The 22,997-nt window shown below is 69.0% G+C and carries 28 protein-coding genes and 2 tRNA genes; 14 read left to right on the top strand and 16 right to left on the bottom strand.

The window, feature by feature from the left end; genetic code table 11:
• The first annotated feature begins 16 nt into the window (after window positions 1-16).
• Both ABSL23_RS02680 and rdgB read left to right on the top strand, forming a co-directional pair.
• Window positions 17-292 (top strand): DUF5808 domain-containing protein, encoded by a 276-nt coding sequence (locus ABSL23_RS02680; protein WP_059057693.1) that lies wholly within the window; start codon window positions 17-19, stop codon window positions 290-292.
• A gap of 37 nt (window positions 293-329) precedes the next feature.
• Window positions 330-884, top strand: coding sequence for an RdgB/HAM1 family non-canonical purine NTP pyrophosphatase (gene rdgB, locus ABSL23_RS02675; protein ID WP_059057692.1), 555 nt, complete (start codon window positions 330-332; stop codon window positions 882-884).
• A 1-nt stretch (window position 885) separates the two neighbouring features.
• Here the strand turns inward: rdgB and ABSL23_RS02670 are convergent, their stop codons facing one another.
• Window positions 886-1,356, bottom strand: coding sequence for a hypothetical protein (locus ABSL23_RS02670; RefSeq protein WP_059057691.1), 471 nt, complete (start codon window positions 1,354-1,356; stop codon window positions 886-888).
• 90 nt (window positions 1,357-1,446) lie between these two features.
• Window positions 1,447-2,214: a DUF6517 family protein gene (locus ABSL23_RS02665; RefSeq protein WP_059057690.1), complete on the bottom strand. Its 768-nt coding sequence runs from the start codon at window positions 2,212-2,214 to the stop codon at window positions 1,447-1,449.
• A gap of 291 nt (window positions 2,215-2,505) precedes the next feature.
• Here ABSL23_RS02665 and ABSL23_RS02660 point away from each other — a divergent pair, with 291 nt between their 5' ends.
• Together ABSL23_RS02660 and ABSL23_RS02655 are read left to right on the top strand one after the other, a co-directional pair.
• Window positions 2,506-3,708 carry an inorganic phosphate transporter gene (locus ABSL23_RS02660; RefSeq protein WP_059057689.1) on the top strand — a complete coding sequence of 401 codons (1,203 nt, stop codon included), beginning with the start codon at window positions 2,506-2,508 and terminating at the stop codon, window positions 3,706-3,708.
• Window positions 3,709-3,762: 54 nt separating this feature from the next.
• Window positions 3,763-4,230: a hypothetical protein gene (locus ABSL23_RS02655; RefSeq protein WP_059057688.1), complete on the top strand. Its 468-nt coding sequence runs from the start codon at window positions 3,763-3,765 to the stop codon at window positions 4,228-4,230.
• Between the two features lie 45 nt (window positions 4,231-4,275).
• On the opposite strand, the gene ABSL23_RS02650 is transcribed toward ABSL23_RS02655, so the two are convergent.
• Complete coding sequence (locus ABSL23_RS02650) at window positions 4,276-4,482, bottom strand: hypothetical protein (protein WP_059057687.1); 207 nt, start codon at window positions 4,480-4,482, stop codon at window positions 4,276-4,278.
• 151 nt (window positions 4,483-4,633) lie between these two features.
• On the opposite strand from ABSL23_RS02650, the gene ABSL23_RS02645 reads away from it, so the two are divergent.
• Window positions 4,634-5,473 carry an aldo/keto reductase gene (locus ABSL23_RS02645; protein ID WP_059057686.1) on the top strand — a complete coding sequence of 280 codons (840 nt, stop codon included), beginning with the start codon at window positions 4,634-4,636 and terminating at the stop codon, window positions 5,471-5,473.
• A 110-nt stretch (window positions 5,474-5,583) separates the two neighbouring features.
• Here ABSL23_RS02645 and ABSL23_RS02640 read toward each other — a convergent pair.
• Window positions 5,584-5,655: transfer RNA gene (locus ABSL23_RS02640), tRNA-Thr, on the bottom strand.
• Window positions 5,656-5,699: 44 nt separating this feature from the next.
• Window positions 5,700-6,362: a hypothetical protein gene (locus tag ABSL23_RS02635; protein ID WP_059057685.1), complete on the bottom strand. Its 663-nt coding sequence runs from the start codon at window positions 6,360-6,362 to the stop codon at window positions 5,700-5,702.
• Between the two features lie 59 nt (window positions 6,363-6,421).
• On the opposite strand from ABSL23_RS02635, the gene ABSL23_RS02630 reads away from it, so the two are divergent.
• Window positions 6,422-7,105, top strand: a complete 684-nt coding sequence (locus ABSL23_RS02630) for an enoyl-CoA hydratase/isomerase family protein (protein ID WP_059057684.1) — start codon at window positions 6,422-6,424, stop codon at window positions 7,103-7,105.
• Here the strand turns inward: ABSL23_RS02630 and ABSL23_RS02625 are convergent.
• On the bottom strand, window positions 7,102-7,908 hold the full coding sequence (locus ABSL23_RS02625; protein WP_059057683.1) for an NAD+ synthase: 807 nt from the start codon (window positions 7,906-7,908) through the stop codon (window positions 7,102-7,104). The genes ABSL23_RS02630 and ABSL23_RS02625 overlap by 4 nt on opposite strands.
• Window positions 7,909-8,027: 119 nt before the next feature.
• Between ABSL23_RS02625 and ABSL23_RS02620 the strand changes: the two genes are divergently transcribed.
• A tRNA-Gly gene (locus ABSL23_RS02620) sits at window positions 8,028-8,098 on the top strand.
• Between the two features lie 355 nt (window positions 8,099-8,453).
• Window positions 8,454-8,720 (top strand): hypothetical protein, encoded by a 267-nt coding sequence (locus ABSL23_RS02615; RefSeq protein ID WP_059057682.1) that lies wholly within the window; start codon window positions 8,454-8,456, stop codon window positions 8,718-8,720.
• A gap of 52 nt (window positions 8,721-8,772) precedes the next feature.
• On the opposite strand, the gene ABSL23_RS02610 is transcribed toward ABSL23_RS02615, so the two are convergent.
• From ABSL23_RS02610 to ABSL23_RS02595, 4 genes are read right to left on the bottom strand one after another with little or no spacing between them, the layout of a single operon-like run.
• Entirely contained in the window at window positions 8,773-9,033 is a 261-nt protein-coding gene (locus ABSL23_RS02610; RefSeq protein ID WP_059057681.1) for a glutathione S-transferase N-terminal domain-containing protein, read from the bottom strand.
• A gap of 32 nt (window positions 9,034-9,065) precedes the next feature.
• Window positions 9,066-9,776 (bottom strand): hypothetical protein, encoded by a 711-nt coding sequence (locus ABSL23_RS02605; protein WP_353634636.1) that lies wholly within the window; start codon window positions 9,774-9,776, stop codon window positions 9,066-9,068.
• Entirely contained in the window at window positions 9,773-10,021 is a 249-nt protein-coding gene (locus ABSL23_RS02600) for a zinc ribbon domain-containing protein (protein ID WP_353634635.1), read from the bottom strand. Before ABSL23_RS02600 ends, ABSL23_RS02605 begins: the two co-directional genes overlap by 4 nt.
• A 57-nt stretch (window positions 10,022-10,078) precedes the next feature.
• Window positions 10,079-10,990, bottom strand: a complete 912-nt coding sequence (locus tag ABSL23_RS02595) for an acyltransferase (protein ID WP_059057678.1) — start codon at window positions 10,988-10,990, stop codon at window positions 10,079-10,081.
• A 163-nt stretch (window positions 10,991-11,153) separates the two neighbouring features.
• Between ABSL23_RS02595 and ABSL23_RS02590 the strand changes: the two genes are divergently transcribed.
• Window positions 11,154-12,212 carry an aldo/keto reductase gene (locus tag ABSL23_RS02590; RefSeq protein WP_059057677.1) on the top strand — a complete coding sequence of 353 codons (1,059 nt, stop codon included), beginning with the start codon at window positions 11,154-11,156 and terminating at the stop codon, window positions 12,210-12,212.
• 127 nt (window positions 12,213-12,339) lie between these two features.
• Here the strand turns inward: ABSL23_RS02590 and ABSL23_RS02585 are convergent, their stop codons facing one another.
• Window positions 12,340-12,513 (bottom strand): hypothetical protein, encoded by a 174-nt coding sequence (locus ABSL23_RS02585; RefSeq protein ID WP_157533998.1) that lies wholly within the window; start codon window positions 12,511-12,513, stop codon window positions 12,340-12,342.
• Window positions 12,514-12,738: 225 nt separating this feature from the next.
• The gene (locus tag ABSL23_RS02580; protein WP_353634634.1) at window positions 12,739-14,250 is read right to left on the bottom strand and encodes a heme-binding protein; all 1,512 of its coding nucleotides are present in this window, start codon (window positions 14,248-14,250) and stop codon (window positions 12,739-12,741) included.
• Between the two features lie 141 nt (window positions 14,251-14,391).
• On the opposite strand from ABSL23_RS02580, the gene ABSL23_RS02575 reads away from it, so the two are divergent.
• On the top strand, window positions 14,392-14,913 hold the full coding sequence (locus ABSL23_RS02575; RefSeq protein ID WP_059057675.1) for a PadR family transcriptional regulator: 522 nt from the start codon (window positions 14,392-14,394) through the stop codon (window positions 14,911-14,913).
• On the opposite strand, the gene ABSL23_RS02570 is transcribed toward ABSL23_RS02575, so the two are convergent.
• Genes ABSL23_RS02570 through pyrH form a run of 3 tightly spaced genes read right to left on the bottom strand, consistent with a single transcriptional unit; the run spans window position 14,910 to window position 19,123 of the window.
• Window positions 14,910-16,700, bottom strand: a complete 1,791-nt coding sequence (locus ABSL23_RS02570; protein WP_353634633.1) for a site-2 protease family protein — start codon at window positions 16,698-16,700, stop codon at window positions 14,910-14,912. The genes ABSL23_RS02575 and ABSL23_RS02570 overlap by 4 nt on opposite strands.
• A gap of 51 nt (window positions 16,701-16,751) precedes the next feature.
• A complete protein-coding gene (gene lysS, locus ABSL23_RS02565) occupies window positions 16,752-18,398 on the bottom strand; it encodes a lysine--tRNA ligase (protein WP_059057673.1) in 1,647 nt (548 codons plus the stop codon).
• A gap of 2 nt (window positions 18,399-18,400) precedes the next feature.
• Window positions 18,401-19,123, bottom strand: a complete 723-nt coding sequence (pyrH, locus tag ABSL23_RS02560; RefSeq protein ID WP_059057672.1) for a UMP kinase — start codon at window positions 19,121-19,123, stop codon at window positions 18,401-18,403.
• A 103-nt stretch (window positions 19,124-19,226) separates the two neighbouring features.
• Here pyrH and ABSL23_RS02555 point away from each other — a divergent pair, with 103 nt between their 5' ends.
• From ABSL23_RS02555 to ABSL23_RS02540, 4 genes are all read left to right on the top strand, one after another.
• On the top strand, window positions 19,227-19,493 hold the full coding sequence (locus tag ABSL23_RS02555) for a hypothetical protein (RefSeq protein ID WP_059057671.1): 267 nt from the start codon (window positions 19,227-19,229) through the stop codon (window positions 19,491-19,493).
• A gap of 41 nt (window positions 19,494-19,534) precedes the next feature.
• Entirely contained in the window at window positions 19,535-20,296 is a 762-nt protein-coding gene (locus ABSL23_RS02550; RefSeq protein WP_353634632.1) for a molybdopterin synthase, read from the top strand.
• Between the two features lie 261 nt (window positions 20,297-20,557).
• Window positions 20,558-20,812, top strand: coding sequence for a hypothetical protein (locus ABSL23_RS02545; protein ID WP_059057669.1), 255 nt, complete (start codon window positions 20,558-20,560; stop codon window positions 20,810-20,812).
• A gap of 120 nt (window positions 20,813-20,932) precedes the next feature.
• A complete protein-coding gene (locus ABSL23_RS02540; protein ID WP_059057668.1) occupies window positions 20,933-22,045 on the top strand; it encodes a site-2 protease family protein in 1,113 nt (370 codons plus the stop codon).
• Here ABSL23_RS02540 and thiL read toward each other — a convergent pair.
• Entirely contained in the window at window positions 22,042-22,902 is an 861-nt protein-coding gene (gene thiL / locus ABSL23_RS02535; protein WP_353634631.1) for a thiamine-phosphate kinase, read from the bottom strand. The two genes, ABSL23_RS02540 and thiL, sit on opposite strands and share 4 nt — an antisense overlap.
• Window positions 22,903-22,997 lie beyond the last annotated feature (95 nt).

The raw sequence follows: 22,997 nt of genomic DNA, 5'->3' as shown, positions 1-22,997 counted from the left end.
CGCCGAACTGACTGGTATGGTCGAGAAACCGTCCAGCGGCGAACTGTTCGGCGTGCCGTACAACTTCGAGCGCCCGAAGCTCAGCCGGATGCTGGAGTCCTACTGGCAGCCCGGCGAGGGGATGCTCGTGGAGAAGCCGTTCGGCATCGGCTACACGCTGAACCTCGCGAACTGGCGGTCGTGGGTGGTGCTGGCGGTCGCTGGCGTGCTGCTCTGGCAGCAACAGCAGAGCGAGGACGACGAGGACGACGGTGCCGTCGAGGAGGCCGTCGAGGTCGTCGTCGACGACTAATCGACGCACCCAACTCGGTGCGCGCCGACGCGTCGGTATGCGCACGCTCCGGTTCGTGACGACGAATCCCGGGAAGGTCCGGGAGGCAGAACAGTACCTCAGCGACGTCTACGACGTCACCCAGCACGACTACGACTACGCCGAGATTCAGAGCGACGAGCTCGCCGACATCGCCGCGCGCGGCGCCGAGGACGCCTACGAGGCGCAGGACGCCGACGTCCCCATCATCGTTGACGATGCCGGCCTGTTCGTCCGCGCGCTCGACGGGTTCCCGGGGCCGTACTCGTCGTACGTCGAGGACACGCTCGGAATCGAGCGCGTCTGGGACCTCGCCGAGGACCTCGAAGACCGCCGCGGCGCGTTCCGCTGCACGGTCGCGTACACGGACGGCGACGTGACCGAGACGTTCTCCGGGGCCGTGCAGGGCACCGTCGTCGCGCCGCGCGGCGACGGCGGGTTCGGCTACGACCCCATCTTCGAGCACGACGGCGAGACGTTCGCGGAGATGGACACCGAGCGGAAGAACGCGCTCAGCCACCGCGGCCGCGCGCTCGCGAAGCTCGCGGACTGGCTGGCCGAGCGAGAGAACTGAGTTACTCGCGCGGGTCGCGGTCCGGCCCGGGGTAGTCCCCCCCGACGACCGTCGGATACAGCTTCTCTGGGTCGAACAGCCGCGCGAACGCGTCCGGCGCCTTCACGCTGACGTCCACGCGGCCCTTCAGTTCCATCCCGGTGCGCGCCGAGCGCAGGCTCTCGTCGTACGTGAGGACGTGCGCGGCGTCGGCCGCGTGTGCGGCGCCGAGCGCCGGCTGGTCGCCCTCCGGGTGACTCACGAGCGTCGCTTCGTCCTCGATTCGTTCGCGCCAGTCGGCGGCGAGGTCGGAGTCGCCGAGCGCCGCAATCACGGCTTCGGCGTCGTCGAGCAGCTGGTCGCTGGCGACCAGTTCGACCCACGAGTGCGAGCGCGCGTGGTCGAGCGCGGCGCGCGCGTCGCCGTCCACGAAGACGTCCGCGGCGAGCACGTCCGCGTCGGCGGCGACCCGCGCGGGGTTCACGTCATTCATCGTCCTCCCGGCGTTCGGCCAGCGTCGCGCGCACGTCGCTCACGTCGGCGTCCTCGCCGGCGGCGCGGTCGAACAGTTCTCGCCACGTCGTCATTCTGTTGCCGCCATCAGCCCGCGGACTTCCTGCTCGTACTCGCTGGGCGCGAGCCCGAGGTCGATGTCCACCGTCACGGTGATGGCCTCCGAGAGGTCCTTCTCGGTGGTCGTCGCGAAGTTCTCGCCGGGGTACGCGCCCCCTGCCACGACCACGTAGTCGCCGGCGTTCCACACCGCGAGGTCGCCCGCGACCTCGATTGCGCCGCCCTCGATGGTGAACGTCTCGCCGCTGGCCTCGTACTCCAGCGTCCCCACGGGGTACTCCGCGCTGAACGTCGTGATGCCGGGGGTGGCACCGGAGTCGGTCTCGAACTCCGCCTCGCCGGTCTTCGTGACGTTCTCCAGCCCGGTGTCCCGCATCCGCTGCTCGAACTGGTCTTCGGCGGCGCTCTGGACCTCCGAGAGCAGTTCCGCGCGGCCGACGCCGCCCGGGAGGTTGTTGAGGTCCGGGGAGAAGTTGATGTGCGACGCCGAGTAGAGGGCCAGCGTGCCGTCGATTTTGCCGAGGGTCTTCTCGCGGACGTCGGCGGCGAGCGCCTCGTCCTCGTAGGTCACGGCCGTTGACTTCGCGGTGACCGTGACTGGGCCGTAGCTCTGCTCGAAGACGGTCTGCTCGGTCTCGTCGGTCTTCGTCCACCCGCCCTCCGAGAGCTGGTCTTCGGGGACGCTGGGCGGCGCGACGGAGCCGACGGCGCCCGAACAGCCCGCGAGCGCGCCGAGCCCGACGACGCCGGCCGCGCCGAGAAATCTGCGTCGGTTCATGCGACAGCATCGGGCGCTCCGCGCTAATGGGTCTTCCGCCGCGTATAACGTCGCTGACGTGTGGTGCGGCGCGCCTCGTCGCCGACTGCGGCCGTTGTCCGGCCGCTCGGGCCTCCCCTGCGACGGCGCGTCTGACGAATATTTATAACGCCCGAGGAGACACCTCGACAGTGGACGCGCGTTCGACTACTCCCCCCACTCTCCCCCGCGCGTCCGGCACTCCCCCACTCCCGCTTTCGGCGCGAGTGAGAAGACGTTATTATCGACTCGTTCCTACCGACCCGGCGAACCGTGACGGAGACACTGCTCGTCGCCGGCGCCCTCATCGCGTGTTTCGTGGCGTACAACGTCGGCGGGTCGACGACCGGCCCCGCGTTCGGGCCGGCGGTCGGCGCGGACGCCATCTCGAAGGTCACCGCCGCCGCGCTCATGTCGGTGTGTTTCTTCGCCGGCGCGTGGACGCTCGGCCGCCGCGTCGTCGACACCCTCGGCGAGGGACTGCTCGCCGACCCCGGCGTGTTCACGCTGCCGGTGAGCATCACCGTCCTGTTCTTCGTCGGCGGCGCGCTCCTCGTCGGGAACCTCTCGGGCGCGCCTGCCTCCACGTCGATGACGGCCGTCGGCGCCATCGTCGGACTCGGCATCGCCGCCGACAGCGTGAACTGGACGGTCGTCGGCGAAATCGCCATCTGGTGGCTGGTCTCGCCGGCCATCGGCTTCTGGGTGTCGGTGATGGCGGGTCGGTACTTCTACCCCCGCATCGACCACGTCTTCGCCATCGACCAGAGCGACGGCCCGCTGCTCGTCGTCGAACGCGACGGCGTCCTCCCGCGGCCCGCGCTCGGCCCGAACACCACGCGGCGGGAGTTCGTCGGCACGGTGGTCGTCGTCGCCATCGGGTGTCTGATGGCGTTCAGTTCGGGGACGAGCAACGTCGCCAACGCCATCGCGCCGCTCGTGGGCAGCGGCGAACTCGGGATGAACACCGGTATCCTCGTCGGGTCGGCGGCCGTCGCGGTCGGCGCGTTCACCATCGCGCGCCGCACGATGGAGACGCTGGGCAACGACATCACCGACCTCCCGCTGACCGCGGCCATCGTCGTCGCCGTCATCAGTTCCACCGTCGTCGTCGCGCTGTCGGCCGCGGGCATCCCCGCGAGCTTCGTCGTCATTGCCACCATGTCCATCGTCGGCCTCGGCTGGGGGCAGGCGACGCGCACGTTCGAACTCGCGGACGCGGTCCGCGGCCGCGCGTCGCCGCGCGTGTCCGTCGGCGCGCTCTCCGACGACGACGCGCCGACCGTCGGCGACCCGGAGCGGGACGGCGAGGACGCGACCCGCGAAATCGGCGCTCGCGCCGCCGAGGACCTCCCCGACAGCTCCGAGCTGTTCGACCCGTCGACGACCGTCCGCGTCGTCGCGATGCAGAACCTCGTCCCGGTCGCCGCGACGGTCGGGTCGTTCGTCGCCTTCGAGCTGTTCTTCTTCGGCTGAACCACCGATACCGGGGCACAGGGCCTTTGTACCGACCGGTGCGAAAATAAGGTGATGCCTCCGCTCAGTGGACGACAGACGCAGTTCTACATCGACGTCGTCTACGGTGTCGCGTTCAGCCTCGGCTTCGGCTACCTGCTGGTCTTCGGGATGGACGCCCGCGTCGCCGCCCTTCAGGGCGGACTCGTGCTCGGGTACTTCCTGCGCGTCTGGGAGAACATGAGCATCTACGAGCAGATTCTCGAAGAGGAGGTCGCGCAGGCCGCGGAGACGCAGGTCGCCGCCGAGGTCGAGGACCAGGTGTCGGGCGCCGTGGCCGACGAGGTGGAGACGCACGTCGAGGAAGAGGTCGACGACGCGGTGCCGGAGCGCGTCGAGGAGGAAGTCGACGACCGCGTGCAGGAGCGCGTGGCCGAGGAGGTCGACGACGCGGTGCCGGAACGCGTCGAGGAAGAGGTCGAGGAGCGCATCGAGAACGCCGAGTCGCGCCGGTCGGACGCGGCCGGCGACCCCTCCGCGTGACGCGCGCCGCTCTATCCGCAGTGCGCGCTTGCCCGTTCTAAGTCGTTAGCCGCCCCACCCGCCCGGCACGTCGTCGGCGACGCGGTCGCGCCACGCGTCGAAGTCCGCGTCGCACTCGGGGTTCTCCTCGACGTGCAGCATGAACCCCTTCCCGGGCGAGGCGACGTACTCGCCGCAGAACGGGCACTCGTGGGGGTCCGATTCGTGTTTGGTCGGTTCGCGTGCGTCCGTGCTGGGATTCTTCGTGGCCATGCGAGCACGTCCACCGCGAGGAAATATAACGCTGTTCCGTATACAGATTATTTTGGTAAAACGCGGTTATATGCCAATAAGGTGGCTCGTCGCGCCGCGAAACTGTTGGCGAGCCAAACGCCTTTGGGGGTTTCCGCGCAACGATTCGACGATGACACCACCGACGAAGACACTCCCGAGTGGCGACGAACTCCCCGCAATCGGCGTCGGCACGTGGGACATCGGCGGCGACACCGTCCGCGACGCCGTGCGCGCCGGCCTCGACGCCGGCTACGCGCACGTCGACACCGCCGAGGGCTACGGCAACGAAGCCGAAATCGGGGACGTGCTCGCGGAGTACGACCGCGACGACGTCTTCCTCACGTCGAAAGTCCTCCCGAAACACCTCGACTACGAATCTGTCATCGAGTCCTGCGAAGCGACCCTGGACCGGCTCGGCACCGACTACCTCGACCTCTACCTCGTCCACTGGCCGAACCCCGCCATCTCGCTGCGGGAGACGATGGACGCGATGGCGACGCTCCACGAGCAGGGCAAGATTCGGAACGTCGGCGTCTCGAACTTCAGCGCCTACCAGCTCAGCTGCGCGCACCACGTCAGCGACGTCCCCATCGCCGTCAACCAGATCGAGTACCACCCGTGGAACACCCAGGACGACGTCGTCGACTACTGCCGGGAGACCGACACCGTCGTCGAAGCCGCCGCGCCGCTGGCGCGCACCGAGGTCTTCGCCGACGACACGGTGCAGGCAGTCGCCGAGAAGTACGAGCGCTCGCCCGCCGAAGTCGTGCTCCGATGGGCCATCGAAAACGACGTCGTCCCGCTCCCGAAGTCCTCGACGCCCGAGCACGTCCGCGCGAACCTCGACGTCCTCGACTGGGAGCTCGACGACGAAGACCACGCGCGCATCGACGACATCGACCACCACCAGCCCGTCTACGACTTCCCCGCGCGGGACTGGACCGACGACACGTACGGCATCTCCGAGTAGCCACAGCGCTACTCGCTTCGTTTTCGCCGCATCTCCGCTCGGCTCGCACACTAATCACCTCGCCACGGAATCGCGGAGACGGGACTCCGCGGTGAATCGCTCGGAAGAAGAGCCTAGGCCGGAATTTGAATCCGGGGTCTCGTCCTTACCAAGGACGCGCTTTACCGCTAAGCTACCCAGGCACGCATTCGTATGAAGGCACGAGGACTTCTTTATGAGTTTCGATTCAGCGGTCCGCAGTCGACGTGGGGCTGACCCGCTCGTCGCCCTGCCGCTCGCCGACGCGCGCCATCACGTCCTCGACGCCCTCGGGGAGCGCGTCGCCCGCGCCCGGCAACGGAACGGCGGCGTTGTCCGCGAGGCCGACGACGTACTGGCGCAGCGCGACCGGGGTCTCGCCGCCCGCCGCGGTGCCGCCCGCGATGGCCGCGAGTTCGAAGACGTTCGACTCCAGCGAGCGCGACGCCGACGTCCGCCCCTCCTGTTCGTCGGTCTGCTGGCGGCCGAACTCGCGGACCGTCTGGACCGCGTGCCCGGCGGCCTCGGTGCGCGCGAGCAGTCGGAAGCCGCGCGCGACGAGCACGTCCGCCGCGAGCACGTCGAGGTCGTCGCTGGGGTCCTGTTCGTCGGTGTGCGCCCACGGCTCCTCGGCGACGAGGTCCCGCGTCGTGCGCAGCCCCTCGTAGATGAGCTGGACGCCCGCCGCTCGCCGCGTCACCGCGTCGTCGTCGACCGAACCGTCGACGACGCGGGCGCTCAGCATCGTGAGTACGCCGGGGAGCATCGAGGACGACGCGACGTGGTCGTCGATGACCGCCCGGAGGCCGTCGGGTTCGATGTCCGCGACGGCGTCCCGGGCGGCAGCCCGCGCCTGCTCGGCCTCCTCCATCGACCGAAGGTAGCGGCGGGAACGGCAAAGACCTTTGGAAACCGCCGCAACGGTCCGGTATGCTTCGCGTGGAAGACGACGATGCCGTCCGCGTGGTGACCCTCGACCGGCCGGCCGCCCGGAACGCGCTCACGCCCGACGCGCTCGACGACCTCCGTGACGCCGTGACGGACGCCGACCAGCCGGTCGTCTACGTCCACGGCGCCGGCGACGCGTTCTGCGCGGGTGCCGACCTCGACACCGTCCGGGACCTCGACGGGCCTCGCGGCGAGGCGTTCGCGCGCCGCGGCCAGCGCACGATGAACGCAATCGAGGACGCGGACAGCGTCGTCGTCGCGGGCGTGGACGGCGCGGCCCGCGGCGGTGGCGTCGAACTCGCGCTCGCCTGCGACGTCCGCGTCTGCACGGCGGACGCGACGTTCGCCGAGCCCGGCGTCTCCTTCGGCCTGTTCGGCGCGTGGGGCGGCACCCGCCGGCTCCCCGAAGCGGTCGGGGCGACGCACGCCGCGGACCTCTCGCTGTCCGGGCGCACCGTCGACGCCGAGACCGCCCGCGAAATCGGACTCGTCTCCAGAGTGGTCGCGGACCCGCGCGCGGTCGCCGCGGAAATCGCGGCCAACGACTCCGCCGCACTCGGCGAACTCGCGGACTTGCTCGCCGCAGAAACGGACCGCGAAACCTCCGACCGCGCGGAAGCCCACGCGTTCGCGCGCCTCCTCGCCGACGAGCCGTTCGAGAGCTAGGGCGTCGGCGGCACCGCGCGCTTGTGCTCGCTGCGCTCGTAGAGCCCGCGCACCGTCTCCACGACGCCGTCGGGAATCCCCAGGTGGTCGGCCGTCGCGCTCGCCGGGACGTTCCCGTCCACGTGCAGCGCCAGCACCGCGTCGATGGTGTCGTAGTCCACGCCGAGCTCCTGTTCGTCGGTCTGGTCGGCCCACAGCTCCGCGGTCGGCGTCTTCGTCACGAGGTCGTCGTCGACGCCGAGGTCGCGCGCGAGCTGGCGGACCTGCATCTTGTAGAGGTTCCCGATGGGGTGGCAGTCCACCGCGCCGTCCCCGTACTTCGTGAAGTAGCCCGCCAGCGCCTCCGTGCGGTTGCCCGTGCCGAGCACGACGGCGTTCTCGTGGTTCGCGACGAGGTAGTTCAGCACGGCGCGGGTCCGAGCGCGCGCGTTCCCGACCGCGAGCTGGTCGCCCTCCGCGGCCGGATAGAGCTCCGTCAGGAGGTCCACGACCCGGTCGATTTCCACGACGTCGTACTCGATGTCGAGGTCCTCGGCGACGCGCTCGGCGTCGCTCATGTTCTGCTCGCTGGACACCTCGCCCGGCATCACGAGCCCGTGGACGGCGTCGGTCCCGAGTTCGTCCACGGCGAGGTGCGCGACCGTCGTCGAGTCGATGCCGCCCGACAGCCCGAGCACGCAGCGGTCCGCGCCCGCGTCCTCCAGCGTCTCCCGCACGAACGACTGGATGCGGTCCCGGCGCGCGGCCAACTCCGACTCCGAGAACCGCAGGTCCAGCGGCGAAATCGTGTCTGGCGCAGTCATCACGTCAGTGTTCGGCGGCGTCCGACTAAAACCCACTCCACCCCTGGGATTCGTGGACGCGCGTCCACTCCACCGAAACGCTACGTTCAAGTGGGACGGCAAGGTAATCGCAGACGCGAGCGCTGGTGGTCTAGTGGTAGGACATGAGCTTCCCAAGCTCATAGCCCGGGTTCAATTCCCGGCCAGCGCACTCCTCTGATGACTCGACCCGAACAGCGACGACTCTGTCGCTGGCTGTTCGTACCGTTGTGAATGCGCGAGGGAATTGAACCCTATCCGTCGCAGCACCCGAGCGAAGCGAGGGTGACCGTCTGATTCCGGTTCAATTCCCGGAAGACACGCAGCGTCTTCCGATGCTCGCAGTCGTGTGGACTGCTCGCTCCCGGCCAGCACACTCCTCTCTGACTCGAACCGGACAGCGACTGCTCTGTCGCTGTCCGTTCGTGGCATCGTGAAGTCGCGAGGGAATTGCCCGCTGCCGGCACGCTTCTCGCGGCCCTCGAACAGGCAAAAGTGCTATTCCGTCTCGCAGTGAAGCCGGCGACGTGAGCGAGTCAGACGAGGAGTTCGACCCGCCGACGTGGACCCGCTGGGCCCTCCTGACGAGTGTCGTCGGCGCCGCGGGCTCGTGGTGGCTCAACGGCCCGGCGCTGCTCACGGACCTGCTCGCCGCCGTCGCGGTCCTGACAGTCGTCTACTTGCTGTACCTTTGGGGCCAGCACCGCGACCCGCCCGGCGGGAACGGCGGCGGCAAGCGGGAGCGAGAGATGGAGGCGGAAGCGGGCGCGTACGGCGGCGCCGGCTTAGGGTGACGGCGATGAATCTATCGGCGTTGTCCGGCCTCCCACTGCGGGCAGCGTGGCGTCAGGCGTAGTGCTCGTCGAGGTACTCGACGATGTCGTCGCTCTCGTAGAGGGCTTCCTCGCGGGCGGTGTCCACGAGGTACGGAATCTGGTCCTCGCCGCCGTTCTGGAGTTCCTCGTAGGTCTGTTCGTTCGTGACGTCGCCGCCCGCGCCACCCGGGAGTCGGGGGTTGTGGGTGACGTAGGAGACGCCGAGCTCCGAGAGCTTCTCGCGGACTTTCGCGCAGTGCGGGCAGCCTTCCGACTGGTACAGTTCCAGCATACCCCAGTGTTCGCGGGCCAGCCACGTAAACGTCAGCGAACCGGCGGGTACGACTCCCGCTGGACCCACTCGCGGAGGCGCTCGTGGCCGGCGTCGTCGTAGCGCAGCGGCCGCCGCCACCACGGCCCCTTCCCGGAGTCGCCGGACCACTCCGTGACCGCTCGGTTGGCGTCGACGCCGCGCGCGCCGCTCAGCGGGACGGCGTAGTCGTAGAGCCGCGAGTCGTCGGTGCCCGCCAGCAGCACGTCGGCGTCGATGGGGTCGCGCTTCAGGTGGGCGTTCCCCGCGAACGCCGCGCGCTCCGATTCGGGCAGGCCCTCGAACTCCTCGCCGGTCACGGGGTCGCGCGCGAGTTCGAAGTCGCCGATGACGTAGGTTCCCCAGTCGTCGGCCATCCACGGCGTCGGCTCGTCGGGGGCGTCGAGGGTCGCGTAGAAGTAGACGCGGTCGCCGGCGTCGAGGTCCAACAGCGGGCGGGCTTTCAGGCCGTGCGGGTCGCCGTACGTGTAGCGCTCGCAGCACGGGTACGCCGCGAACGAGGGGTCGAGGTGGACCGGCGTCTCGCGGAGGTCGTCGGGAATCTCGATGGGGAGGTCGAGGTCCGCGTACGTCGGCGCGGGCTCGCTGGTCGGTTCGCTCTCGGGAATCGGAACGTAGACGAACGAGCCGTCCGCGCGCAGCGGCCCGCGGAACCCCGGCTGGTTCGTGTTCGCCGCGACGTTGATGGCGACCGCGCGCGTCACGGCTGTAGCTGCGCGACGCACTCGCGGCAGAACCGATAGCTGGCGTCGTTCTCCGCGCCACAGGACGGACACAGCAGGCTCGTGGCGTCGTCAGTCGTCGAGGACGAGACGTCGGCGGGTGAGGCGCCATCGCCGACGCCCGGGGAGTCGGGCGCGCCGGCGTCCTCGCTCTGGAGGCGTCGCCACACGGCGAACTGTAGGGCCGCCACGACCAGCACCGCGACCACGAACAACCCCCATTCCATGTGTGACCGTAGCACAGCGAGCCTATTCAGCCCTTCGCCCGTTCCAGCGCGGGAGAATCAGGCGTCCGGCGGGTGCAGGTCGCGCTGGAACTCGTCGAACGCGTCGAGGTCGTCGGGGAGGTCGTAGTCGATGCGGCGTTGTTCCTGTCGGTTCTCGCCCGCGTCCTCGATTGGTTCGGCGACGGACTCCCAGCCGGGCTTGACCTTGATGCTCTTGGCGGGCATCCCGACCGCGATGTGGTGGTCGGGGACGTCGTTCTGGACGACCGCCCGCGACCCGACGATGGCGTTCTCGCCGACGCGGACGCCGGCGCGGACGAGCGCGCCCTGCGTCACGCGCGCGTCGTCGCCGATGACCGTGCGGTAGTTGTCGACGTGCGTTTGGTCGACGACGTCGTGGTCGTGCGTGTAGACGTGGACGCCGTCGCTGACGCTCGCGCGGTCCCCGACGGTGAGTTCGCCGCGGTCGTCGAGGTGGACGTCGTCGTGGACGACGACGTTGTCCCCCAGCTCGATGTTGTGGCCGTACGTCATCGAGATGCCCTTGAACAGGCGGACGCCGTCGCCGACGCTCTCGAAGAGGTGGCCGGCGAGCATCCGGCGGAAGCGCAGCGCGAACTCCACGTTGTCCGCCAGCGGCGTGTTGTCGAACTGCCGCCACAGCCACTGCAGGGGCTTCGAGCGCGCGAACGCGTCCTCGTCCTTCTCGGCGTAGTACTCGGATTCGAGCGTGGCGTTCCGGGGGTCGAAGTTCGCCAGCCGCGCGGCCTCGGTCGGGGAGACGTGCTCGTCGTTCTGCCAGCTCTCGTAGGCGTCGCGGGCGCCGTGGAGGTCCACGAGCGTCTCCGTGACGGCGTCCGCGAGTTCCTCGGGTCCGCTCGCGGCCGCGAGTCGGTCGTCCACCTCCGAGACGAACCCGCGGAGGGTCGCCTCCGCGTCGTCCGGGAGGGAGACGTGGCGCTTGGTCATACCCCTACTCGGCCGTGGGCACTGATATTGGTTTCCGTCCCGACGGCAAGCCCCGGAACCACCACGGAACCCGGCTGCGAGCCGGCATAAAGGTCGAGTTCGTCTATTGGGAACCCCCACCGGAACCGCACCCGCTAAGTGGGCGTCGCCCCAACTGGCGCGTATGCAACATCGCGAACTCGGGAACTCCGGCGTCGAGGTCAGCGAAGTCGGATTCGGCGCGTGGGTCGTCGGCACCGACTGGTGGGGCGACCGCGACGAGGACGACGCACTTGAGATGGTCGAGTACGCGCTCGACCAGGGCATCACGTACTTCGACACGGGCGACGTCTACGGCCACGGCCGCAGCGAGGAACTGCTCGGGAAGGTCCTCGACGAGCGCGGCGACGAGATGACCGTCGCGACGAAGGTCGGCTACGACTTCTACAACAACCCGCAGGCGGGCCACGGCGAACTCCCGAAGGAGATGACCGTCGAGTACCTCCGGGACGCCGTCGAGAAGTCCATGGACCGCCTCGGCGTCGACCACGTGGACGTGCTCCAGCTCCACAACCCGGACGTCGCCGAACTCACCCCGGACGTCGTCGAACTGCTGGACGAACTCCGCGAGGACGGCCGCGCGGACGCCATCGGCGTCGCGCTCGGCCCCTCCATCGGCTGGCTTGCGGAGGGCGAGACGGCAATCGAGGAGGCGTTCGACTCCGTGCAGTACGTCGGCAACGTCCTCGAACAGGACGTCCACAACCACTTCGTGGAGTACGTCCGCGAGCAGGACGCCGCGACCTCCCTGATTCCGCGCGTCCCGCACTCCTCGGGCCTCCTGAACGAGCAGGTCACCCCCGACACCGAACTCGGCGAGGGCGACCACCGCGGCTTCCGCCCCGACGAGTGGTACGAGACGGGCTGGGAGAAGGTCGAAGCCCTCCGCTTCCTCGAACGGAATGGCGACCGCACGCTCGGGCAGGCCGCCATCCAGTGGCTCCTGAGCTTCGACGAGGTCGCGACCGTCACCCCGACGTTCCGCTCGAAAGAAGACATCGACGAGTGGGCGGCTGCGCCCGAGACGCCCGCGCTCAGCGACGAGGAGCGCGAGCGCGTCGCGGACCTCTACGAGGACAACTTCGGCGTGGACCGTTTCGACGGCATGAGCCACGAGGACTACCGCACGAGCGTCGACGGCGAGGACCTGCAGGAAGCCGGCCTCATCGGCTCCGCGGACTGAAGCAGCCAGCCCTCGCTTCGCGAGTCGATTTTAGCAGTCGTTGCTAGTCCTTTTTCTTCATTTCGGAGGGGGACTGAAACTGGAGTGGATGAATTGGTAAGTGAGTGTACGGATTGAGCGAACTCGCCTACTCAGTATCTATGAATACACCAATAGTTCCGAGGAATCCGGACGCGAAAACCGTGAGCCCGACAACTGGATTGAAGTAGTGAGCAATAGCGAGACCAAGTAAACTGACCTGTGTACCCAAAATCATCATCTGCGTCCCGAGACGGTTGATTTCGTCATCAGACTTCGGCACAGAAAAACAATAGAAGGGGGCTATGTTAAATATTGATAGAGGGGCAGTCTGCACTTAACGGGAGTTCCACTCTTTACTCTGAATAAAGAAACAGTACTGGCGACTACTGTGAATGATGCATTCGCCGAGCGTAGCGAGGCGATTCCCCGCGCGAACGGAGTGAGCGCGGTCTTTTTATCTGACTTTTTGGAGGAGGGTGCGCGGAGCGCACCCTCCTCGAAAAATTTAGGCTAGGAACACGTGCCGCGGCCGGTCCGCGAGCACGTCGCGGCCCCAGTCGACGGTGTCGGCGAAGTCGTCGCTGCGGAAGAAGCTCATCGCGTCCTCCTTGGACGCCCACTGGCTGGCGATGAACATGTCGTTCTCGTCTTCGACGTTCACCATGAGGTCGGTCTCGAAGTGGCCGTCCATCTCCGCGAGGACGTCCGCCACAGTATCGAACTTCTCGACGAAGTCGTCGGTGTGTTCGGGCTTGGTCTCGTAGAACATCCCCATCGTGCCGAAGCCGGACTCCTCGCCGGCGCGGGAGACGACCTCGGGGAGCTCGGAGAGGAAGCCGGCGGCGGTGTCGGCGGCGCTGGCGGTGTCCCAGATGGAGACGACGGCGGCGCGGTCCGTCTTGCGGCCGTCGTAGACGGCGGTCTTGACGTGCGTGTCGTAGTGGTCGAAGTTCCCGCGCAGGCCCTCGACTTCTTCGAACAGCTCGTCGGTGTCGGCCTCCGAGTAGAGGACCGTCGCGTAGACGTCCTCGCCGTGGGGCTGACCCGCGTAGATGTCGAGGTCTTCGAGTTCGCCGCGGATGCCGTCGCTCTCCTCCTCGTCGCCGTGGTCGTGGTGGCCGTCGCCGTGTTCGTGGCCGTCGTCGTGGCCGTGACTGTCACCGTGTTCGTGGCCGTGGCCGCCTTCACCGTGCGCGTGCCCGCTCTCGCCGTGGCCGTGCGCGTGGCCCTCGTCTTCGGGCGTCGGGACTTCGGCGCCGTCCATGAACGCGGGGAGGTCGCTCGGCGGGAAGCGGCGGCCGACGAAGAACTCGCCGAACTCGCCGTACTTCGCGGAGACCTCGTCGAAGCGCATCTCGTAGACGATGTCCTTGATGTCCGTGAGGTCGTCCGCGAACAGCGTCACGCCCCACTCCCAGTCGTCGAGGCCCACGGAGGACGCGATGACCTGGCTGACCCGCCCGGCGTACTGCTTGCCGAGTTCGCCGTGGACCTCCATCATCTCCGCGCGCTCCTCCAGCGGCAGGTCGTACCAGTTCTGCTCGGGCTGGCGGCGCTTGCTCATCGGGTAGAAGGAGACGTACGTGTCCTCGGGAATCTCCGGCGTGAGCTTGCTCTCGAAGTACTGCCGGAGGCCCGCGTCCACGCTCTCGGGGTCCTCGAAGTAGTCGGGCGCGGTGTACCCCGAGATCTCGACGACGGAGACGTAGGAGTGCGCGCGCTCCGTGTACGCCGCGAACGCCGTCTGCTCGAACGAGCGCTGGATGCGGTCGAGTTCGTCCAGCGACTCGCGGAAGTGGACGAACATGAGGTCGGCGTCCTGCCCGGTGATGGAGAACACCGCGGAGTCGCCCTCGTCGGCGTCCGCGAGCGCCTCGCGGTGCGCGAGGAACGACTCGGCCTCGTCGAGGGCCGCGTCGCGGTCCCGTTCGGGGGCGTCCCGCCACGCGTCCCAGTCCACGGTGTAGAAGTCGTGGAGCACGAACCAACCCTCGTCGGTCGGTGGAGCGTCTGCCATGTTCGCGTGTTGGGATTCGCCGTAGAAGGGTTTTCCTAACCAGTCCTGTCGGCGGACCCGCTGGCCGCGTTAACGCCCGGAAAACGGAGGGATGGCCGCGACCGAAACGTTTTCCCGGCGAACCGCGGAACGTCCGCGTGAATGCGCAAGAGCGGTCCGCCGAAAGGGCTCGTCTCGTATCTCGTGTTGGAACTGCTGGAGGAACGCCCGCGCTACGGGTACGAGATTCTCAAGGAGATCGGCGACCTCAGCGGCGGCCACTGGGAGCCCTCCTACGGCTCCGTCTACCCCATCCTCTACAAGTTCGAGGAGGAGGGGTACGCCGAGCGCATCGAGGTCGAGGACGAGCCCGACCGCAAGTACTTCGAGATAACGGAGGCGGGCCGCGAGAAGCTCGCGGAGAAGCGCGAGGAGGTCGGGCAGACCGCCGACGACGTGACGGACGTCATCCTCGGGTTCTACCACGTGTTCGCGGTGCTGGCGACCGACGAGCGCTTCGACGTGGACAACCCCGAGGAGGGCGAGGGGTGGCGCTTCGACGAGGCGTTCTCGGCGTGGATCGCCGAGCAGCTCATCCGCCACCACGAGTACTACTTCGAGGAGTTCGAGCGCGTCGAGGACACGCCCGAGGAGTTCGCCGACCGGATGGGCCTCGACGACTAGCCCAGTAGCTGCGGGCCGAAGAACATCACGACCAGCGCCGCGAGCATCGTCAGCCCGATGCTCGTGGTGATGGCGCGGGTGACCGCTCGCCGGTCGCCGATGGGGAGCCGCGAGGTGACCGCTTCCGCGACCGTCCGCAGCAGGTGGCCGCCGTCCAGCGGGAACGCGGGGATGCAGTTGAAGAAGGCGAGGTTGAGGTTTATCCACCCGGTCCACAGCAGGACGTTCGCAACGACGAACACCACCGCGTCCGGCAGCGGCCCGGCGGCGACGTAGAAGCTCGTGTTCACGCCCGCGAACCCGGGGAAGTTGAACGCCAGCGACGGGTCGATGATGCTCAGAAGCGGGAGGAACAGCGCGGCCGCGATGCCCTGCAGGAACCCGACGAGGCCGCTGGCGCCGCCCCCGAGCAGCAGTCCCAGCCCCGTCCCCTCGACGTCCCCGGAGGCCAGCGAGAGGAACGCGTCGGCGGGGTACAGTTGCGCGCCGAACCCTGACGCGGAGAGGCCGCTGACGCCGGTGGCGATGACGCCGCCGAAGTAACTGGAGCCGTCGCTCTGCTCGCCGAGCACGACGTCGTACGTATCGACGGTCCCGTTCACGAAGGCCTCGACGGTCACCGTCTCGCCGGGGTCGTGTGCGTCGAGGGCGTCGCCCATGTCGCTGCCGCTGGTGACGCGCTCGTCGTCGATTCGCGTCACGATGGCGTTCCCCTCCGCGGGGAGGCCGGCGGCGTCCGCGGGCGTGTCGGGGACGACGGTGACGAAGGCGCCGGCGGGCGCGGTGACACTCGACCCGTTGGCCGTCTCGAAGGTCGCGACCGTCCGGTTCTCGACGGCGGCTTCGAGCCCGCGCTGCGTGTAGACCGCCGTGCCGTTGACTTCCGCGAGGACGCTCCCCGTTCCGAGCGCGGCCACCGGCGAGTCGGTGGCGACGCCGGTCACGAGGAGGTGGCGGTCGACGCGCACTTCGTTGCCGCCGGCCAGCGTCACCGTGACCTCGCGGCTCTCGGCGTCGTCGAGCGCCCGCTGGAACTCCGTGTTGTTCGCGACCGGGACGCCGCCGACCGCGGTGACGCGGTCGCCCGCGCCGACGCCGGCCGCGGCGGCCGCCGAGTCGTCGTGGACGTCGCCGACCAGTCCGCCGCTGGCGACGCCGACCGCGCCCGCGACCGGGCCGAACAGGAGTGCGAACGCCACGACGACCACGAGGAAGTTGTTCGTCACGCCCGCCGCGAACATGCGCGCCTGCGACCCGCGGTCGGCGCGGCGCTGGCTCTCCTCGTCGGGCTGGACGAACGCGCCGATGGGAAGCACCGCGAGCAGTACCGCGCCCATCGAGTCCACGTCGATGTCCTCGACGTAGCACATCAGGCCGTGGCCGAACTCGTGGACGACCATCCCGATGAACAGCCCCGCGACGATTTCGGGGGCGACCGACAGCGGCATGAAGTCGCTGACGCCCGGGATGACCAGCGCGTTCCGCGGCTGGTTCACCGCGGTGGGCGCGGGCGGGTTCGCGAGCGTCTGCGCCGCGGACGTGACCAGCATGAACAGCGTGCCGGCGGCGACGACGAGCGCGACGCCGAGCCCGAAGTTCCCCCACGCGCGCCAGAACCGCTTGGGGGTCGCGGCCCACGCCAGTAGCCGCTTCCCGCGCTTCGTGTGGAGGGTGAGCACCGGCCCGGTCGCGGAGACGAACGACGGCAGGAGGTTGCGGGCCTTCGCCCACGACACGCCGGCCCAGTACGCCAGCAGGGCGACGCCGAGAACCGTCCAGATATCCATTACCCGAGATTCAGGGGCCGCGCGGCAAAAGCCGTTGGGTATCCGAAGGGGTCAGCGCCGGCGGCGCAGCCGCCCGAGCACGAACTCGCGGTCGAGCTTCGCGAGGAACGGCCCGAGCTTCGGGCCCTGGTCCTCGTCGAAGAACAGCCGGTAGCCCGCGGAGAAGAACGCGCCGATGTCGACGTCGTGGCGCTTGGCGGTCTCGTAGATTTCGCCCTGTAGCTCGTCGCCGTCGGGCTCCTCGGCTTCGAGGAAGTCCGCGAGCTCGTCGAGGGCTTCCTCGGTGGCGGCGTCGAAGTCGTGGTCGGGAATCTCCGTGCGCGCGAGGCTGTAGTTGAACTCGTTGTCCGTGCGGCGTGCCCACTCGCGGGCGCGCTCGACGCGTTCCAGCGCGGCGTCGATTGCCCAGTCGGGGGCGTCCTCGGGGATGTGTCCCTCGCGCCGTGCGATTTCCTCGCGGAGCGCGGGGTCGTCGGTCATCCCGAGCACGGCCGCGAACGTGTACGGGATGCGGATGCGCTCTTTGCGGGGCTCGTCCACGACGAGGGGGTAGACGCGTTCGGCGCGCTCGCGTTCGTCCTCGTCGGCGTCGATTTCCCCGAAGTAGACGGCTTCCATGCGGTCGAACTCGTCGACCAGTTGGTCGAGGCGTTCGACGGAGAAGTCCCGCGCTCGCTGGGGGTCCTTGCTGAAGAAGAACCGCACCACTTCCGGCTCCAGGAGCCGGAGCACGTCCTGCACGAGGACGACGTGGCCCTCCGAGGAGGAGAACGGCTCGCCGTCGAGCGTGAACCACTCGTACACCATCGGCACCGGGGGTTCGTCGTCGAGGACGTTGCGCGCGACGTCCGTCCCGGACGGCCACGAGCCCTCGGCGTGGTCTTTGCCGAACGGCTCGAAGTCCACGCCCAGCACCTGCCACTGCGCGGGCCACTCGAAGCGCCACGGGAGCTTCCCGTCGCGCAGGCTCGCGGTGCCCTCGTGCCCGCAGCCCTCGATGGTGCGGTCGCCAGCCTCGACGTCGCTGCACTCGTAGTGGACGACGCCCTCGTCGAGGTCGATGTCGGTGACGGCGTCGGTCTCGGTGACGTGGCCGCAGTTCTCGCAGATGGGCCGGAACGGGACGTAGTCGGCGTCGACTTTCTCCTGGTACTCGCCGAGCACCTCGCGAGCGTTCTCCCGGTTTTCGAGGAGGAACTCCGTGACTGCTTCGAGGTCGCCGTCCTCGTACAGCTCGGTGTTCGACACCATCTCCACGTCGATGCCCAGCAGCTCCGCGGACTCCTCGATGAGATTCGAGAAGTGCGCGCCGTAGGACTCACAGCACCCGAACGGGTCGGGAATCGCCGTGTAGGGCGCACCGAGATTCTGCCCGAGCGCGCCCGCGTTCACGTCCCCCAAATCGACGAGGTCGCCGTCGAGGTCCGCGAGCTTCCGCGGGAGCTTGCGGAGCGGGTCGCGGTCGTCGCTGGTGAAAATCTGCCGGACGTCGTAGCCGCGCTCCCGGAGCACTTCCGCGACGAAGTAGCCGCGGACGATTTCGTTCATGTTCCCGAGGTGCGGGACGCCCGACGGCGAGATGCCGCCCTTGATGACGATTGGCTCCTCGGGGTCGCGGTCGAGCACGCGGTCGGCCGCGGTGTCCGCCCAGAAGCCGCGTTCGTCGCCGAGAATGTAGGGGTCGTCGTCGGGGTGCATCGCTACTTCTCGTCCGCCCAGTAGGTCATCTGGTCGGCGGTGCCCTCGGGGATGATGTCCGTCCCGTCGTGTTCGCCGTACAGCACGGCGTCCACGATGCGGGAGGGGTCGGTGCCGTCGAGGACGATGGTGCGGACGCCCGAGCGCTCGATGAGCTTCGCGGCGAGCAGGTCCACGGGCGCCGACGACCCCGCGTTCATCTCGATGTCCGCGATGATGTCCACGAGCTCGCCCGCGGTCATCTCGTCGAAGCGCTCGGCGTCGGCCTCCTCGTTGGGGTCGGCGCTGAACACGCCCGGGACGCTGGTCGCGTACAGCAGCAGGTCGGCGTCAGTGTACTCCGCCAGCGCCGCGCTGACCGCGTCCGTGGTCTGCCCGGCGACCACGCCGCCCATCACCGCGACGTCGCCGCGGCGAATCGCCTCGCCGGCCTTCTCGTAGCTCTCAGCGGGACTGGGCGCCGCCATCCCGTCGAGCGCCGCGATGAGCAGGCGGGCGTTCAGGCGCGTGACGTCGACGCCGATGTCGTCCAGTTCGATTTCGTTGGCGCCGAGCGCCCGCGCCGTCGTGATGTAGTCCCGCGCGACACCCCCGCCGCCGACGACGGCTCCGACTTCGCAGCCGGCGTCGGCGAGTTCTTCGATGGCGGCGGCGTGCTCCTCGACCCGCTCGTGGGCGAGGTCGGGCGCGAGGACGCTCCCGCCGATAGAAACAACGACACGCATACTACACCGTGATAGCCCTGTTGCGTCCTTAAGGGTTGTCAACTGCAGAGCAGCGTCTGCGACCGCGACGAACCGTTATCCGGGCGGCACGCCTACCCACGGTATGGTCTCGGTCACGGACCCCGCGGTCCTCCTGACGCTGGCGTGGCTGCTGGTGCTGTTCGCGACCGCGTGGCGCTACCGGTTCGGCTCGCTGCCGCCGCTGCGGACGCTCGCGCTGACGGCCGTCGGGCTCCTCTGGCTGGCGTACTCGCTGCTCCAGCTCGGCGACCTGCTCTCGCCGCCCTACGACGACGTGCTCAACGTGGTCGCCCTCCTCCTCTTTCTCGCTGGGCTGTCGGTTGGCTGGCGGTGGTGGCGAGCGCGGTAGCTGGCGACACCTACAAACCGCGAGCACCCCCACGTTCGAGTATGCAACTACACGGCATCGTCGGCGACGGCGCCGACGGCGTCGCGGACCGACTCGCCGACCGTCTCGCAGAGCGCGGCCGCGTCGGCGTCGTTCGCGCCGGCGACCCCGACACCACGGAACGAACCACGTACACCGTCGGCGACGGCTGGACGGGCGCGGGCGCGGACCGCTCGCCCGACGACCTGCTCGACGACCTCGCCCGCGACCACGACTACGCGCTGCTCGTCGGCTTCCCGGACGCCCGCGTCCCCCAGATTGCCGTCGGGGACGCCACCGTCGAGGACCCCGCACTCCGCCTCGACCCCGAGACCCCGGACCTCGACGCTGCCGTGGACGCCGTCGAGGCCGCCGAGCCCTTCGAGACGCTGGCCTCGCTGGTCGCGGAGCTGAAGCGCTCGCCGCGCGCGGACTACTCCGGCGCCATCGCGACGTTCACGGGCCGCGTCCGCGCGCTCGAAGACGAGGACGACGAGTGGACGGAGTCGCTGACCTTCGAGAAGTACGACGCCGTGGCCGCCGAGCGCACTCGGACCATCCGCGAGGAGCTGGAAGCCCGCGACGGCGTCCTCGACGTCCGCCTCCACCACCGCGTCGGCCGCGTCGAGGCCGGCGAGGACATCGTCTTCGTGGCGGTGCTGGCGGGCCACCGCGGCGAGGCCTTCGAGGCGGTCTCGGACGGCATCGACCGACTCAAGGAGGAGGTCCCGATTTTCAAGAAGGAGGTCACCGTCGAGGACGAGTTCTGGAAGCACGAGCAGTAGCTGTCGGCGCGCGCCGCCCGTTCAACCGCTGTTGTCGCCGCCTACCCGCGGTTCCGCAGCGGATTTCGGACGCCGCTCGTCCGACGTTGAATCCGCAACGAACTGAGTGAAATAACAATTCTAATAGCGCGATAAAATGTCTCGCGGATTCTCGAACGTTCGTGAAACGTCGGCGAATCTCGATTTACGGCTGAAATCGCCCGAATCTGCCCGAACGTTCACCCCTTTATAACCTCCCGGAGCCGGTAGGCCCAATCGAAGATGAGCGCAACCCAATCCCCCTCCACCGACGCCGACGAACCGCAGGACAAGGAAACGCGGCTCAAGGCGTACCTCCGCGAGAAGGCCGACGACGGCGAGGTGTACTTCAAGAGCAAGTTCATCGCCGACGACGTGGACCTCTCCCCGAAGGAAATCGGCGCGCTCATGGTGAAGCTCTCGAAGTCCGCGACCGATCTCGAAGTCGAGAAGTGGTCGTACACGAGCGCCACCACGTGGCGCGTGCAGTCCGCGTAACCCCGCTGCGCTCGCATCGCCCGCCCTGAACACCGCAGCCTCCCCCTTCGATTTTCACGCCCGGTAGCCGCGCGTGTCGGCGACTAAGTGCTTAAACCGCTGGAACGGTAAGCACCGGTGATGTCGGCACAGCCGCCCGACGGCGCCCCGAGCCCGGATTCGTTCGCGTCGGTCTTCGACGTCTACGAGGTCCGCCGCGACGACGGCCGCGTGCTCTACTTCGGCGACCCCGAGACCGACCGCGAGACCCTCATGGAGACCGTCTGGCCGGCGTTCCGCGAGCGCGGCTACGAGGTCCGGCTCGCGCGCCGCACCGGCGAACTCGTCCTCGTCGCGGAACCCCACGACGCCGCCGACGACGGCGGCGTCCCGTGGACGAACGTCGCGCTGTTCGTCGCGACCATCGCGTCGACGCTGTTCGTCGGCGCCAACTGGTACTACGTGGACCCGTTCTCTCCCGAAGTCGTGCAGGCGCTCCCGTTCACGGTCGCGGTCGTCGGCGTGCTCGCCGTCCACGAGTTCGGCCACTACGCGATGAGCCGCTACCACGACGTCGACGCCTCCCTCCCGTACTTCATCCCGTTCCCGTCTCTGTTCGGGACGATGGGCGCGGTCATCCGGATGCGCGGCCGGATTCCCTCCCGGAAAGCCCTCTTCGACATCGGCGCCGCCGGCCCGCTGGCTGGTCTGGTCGCCGCCGTCGCCGTCTCCGCAGTCGGCCTCCTGTTGCCGCCCGTGACGGTGCCGCCGGAAATCGTCAACTCCGCGTCCGCGGTCGAAGTCCAGTTCGCGTACCCGCCGCTGCTGCAGGCCATCGCCGCCGTCCTCGGCGAACCCCTCTCGTACAGCGACCCCTCGAAGTCCATCAGTCCGGTCGTGATGGGCGGCTGGATCGGGATGTTCGTCACGTTCCTGAACCTCATCCCGGTCGGCCAGCTCGACGGCGGCCACGTCCTCCGGTCGCTGGTCGGCGAGCACGCCGACCGCGTCGCCCCGCTCGTGCCGACGGCGCTGTTCGCGCTCGCGGGCTACCAGTGGTTCGTTGCGGACGCCGGCGACACCGCGGGCATCTGGGTCGTCTGGGGCGTCATCGCGACTGTCATCACGTTCGCGGGCGGCGTCGACCCCGTGGACGACTCGTCGCTGGACGCGCGCCGGGTCGCCGTCGGCGTACTCACGTTCGTCCTCGGCGCGCTCTGCTTCATGCCCGTCCCCATCGAAATCGTCGGTTAGTGCGTCCAGCCGCGGTCCGCCAGCGGCTCGCCGTCCAGCGTGACGCCCGACGCTGTGACCTCCCCGACGATAGAAAGGGGGACGTCGCTCTCCGCACGCACCACTCCGACGGCGCTCTCGGGGACAGTCGCCACGAGTTCGAAGTCCTCGCCGTACGTCACGGCGGTATCGAGGGGGTCCTCGACAACGTCGCGGAGTTCCTCGGCCACGGGGACGCTGTCGCCGTCCACCGCGAACCCGCAGTCGCTGGCTTCCGCGAGCTGGTGGAGCGAGCGCGCCAGTCCGTCGCTGGAGTCCATCATCGCGGTCGCGTGGCCGGCGAGCGCGCGGCCCGCTCGGACGCGCGGCTCGAACCGGAACAGTTCGTTCGCCCGCTCGACGTCTCCGGAATCGAAGCGTTCCATCGCGGCGGCGGTCCGTCCGAGCGTCCCCGTCACGACGAGCGCGTCCCCCGGACTCGCGCCGTCTCGGCGGACCGGGTCGTCGGTGCGTCCGATGGCCGCCGTCGCCACCGTGAACTCGTCGTGGCCGTCCAAGTCGCCGCCGACGTACTCCGCGCCCACGGCCTCGCAGACGTCCAGCGCGCCCTCCACGTACGCGCGCAGACCGTCCTCGTCGAAGTCGGGCGCGCCGTAGACGCCGACCGCCGCCGTCGCGTCCGCGCCCATCGCGGCGACGTCCGACAGCGACGCGCCCACCGACCGCCAGCCCGCCGTGTACCGGGTGGTGCCGGCGGGGAAGTCGGTCGTCTCGTGGAGCATGTCGATGGTGAACACCATGTCGTCGACGACCGCGGCGTCGTCGCCGGCGCCCGCGACGAGTCCGCCGACCACGTCGAGGGCCGCCCGTTCGTTCATGCCCTCGGGTTCGCAGTCCCGGCCTAAAACGCCCCGGATGCGTCAGCGCTCGCGCTCGCGGCCGGTGGTCCGAGGGCCCGACGACGCCGCGCGAG

Origin of the sequence: Halobacterium sp. NMX12-1, from assembly GCF_040435975.1 — an archaeon.
Taxonomy (GTDB): domain Archaea; phylum Halobacteriota; class Halobacteria; order Halobacteriales; family Halobacteriaceae; genus Halobacterium; species Halobacterium hubeiense.
This window is presented reverse-complemented; position numbering and strand designations above follow the sequence as displayed.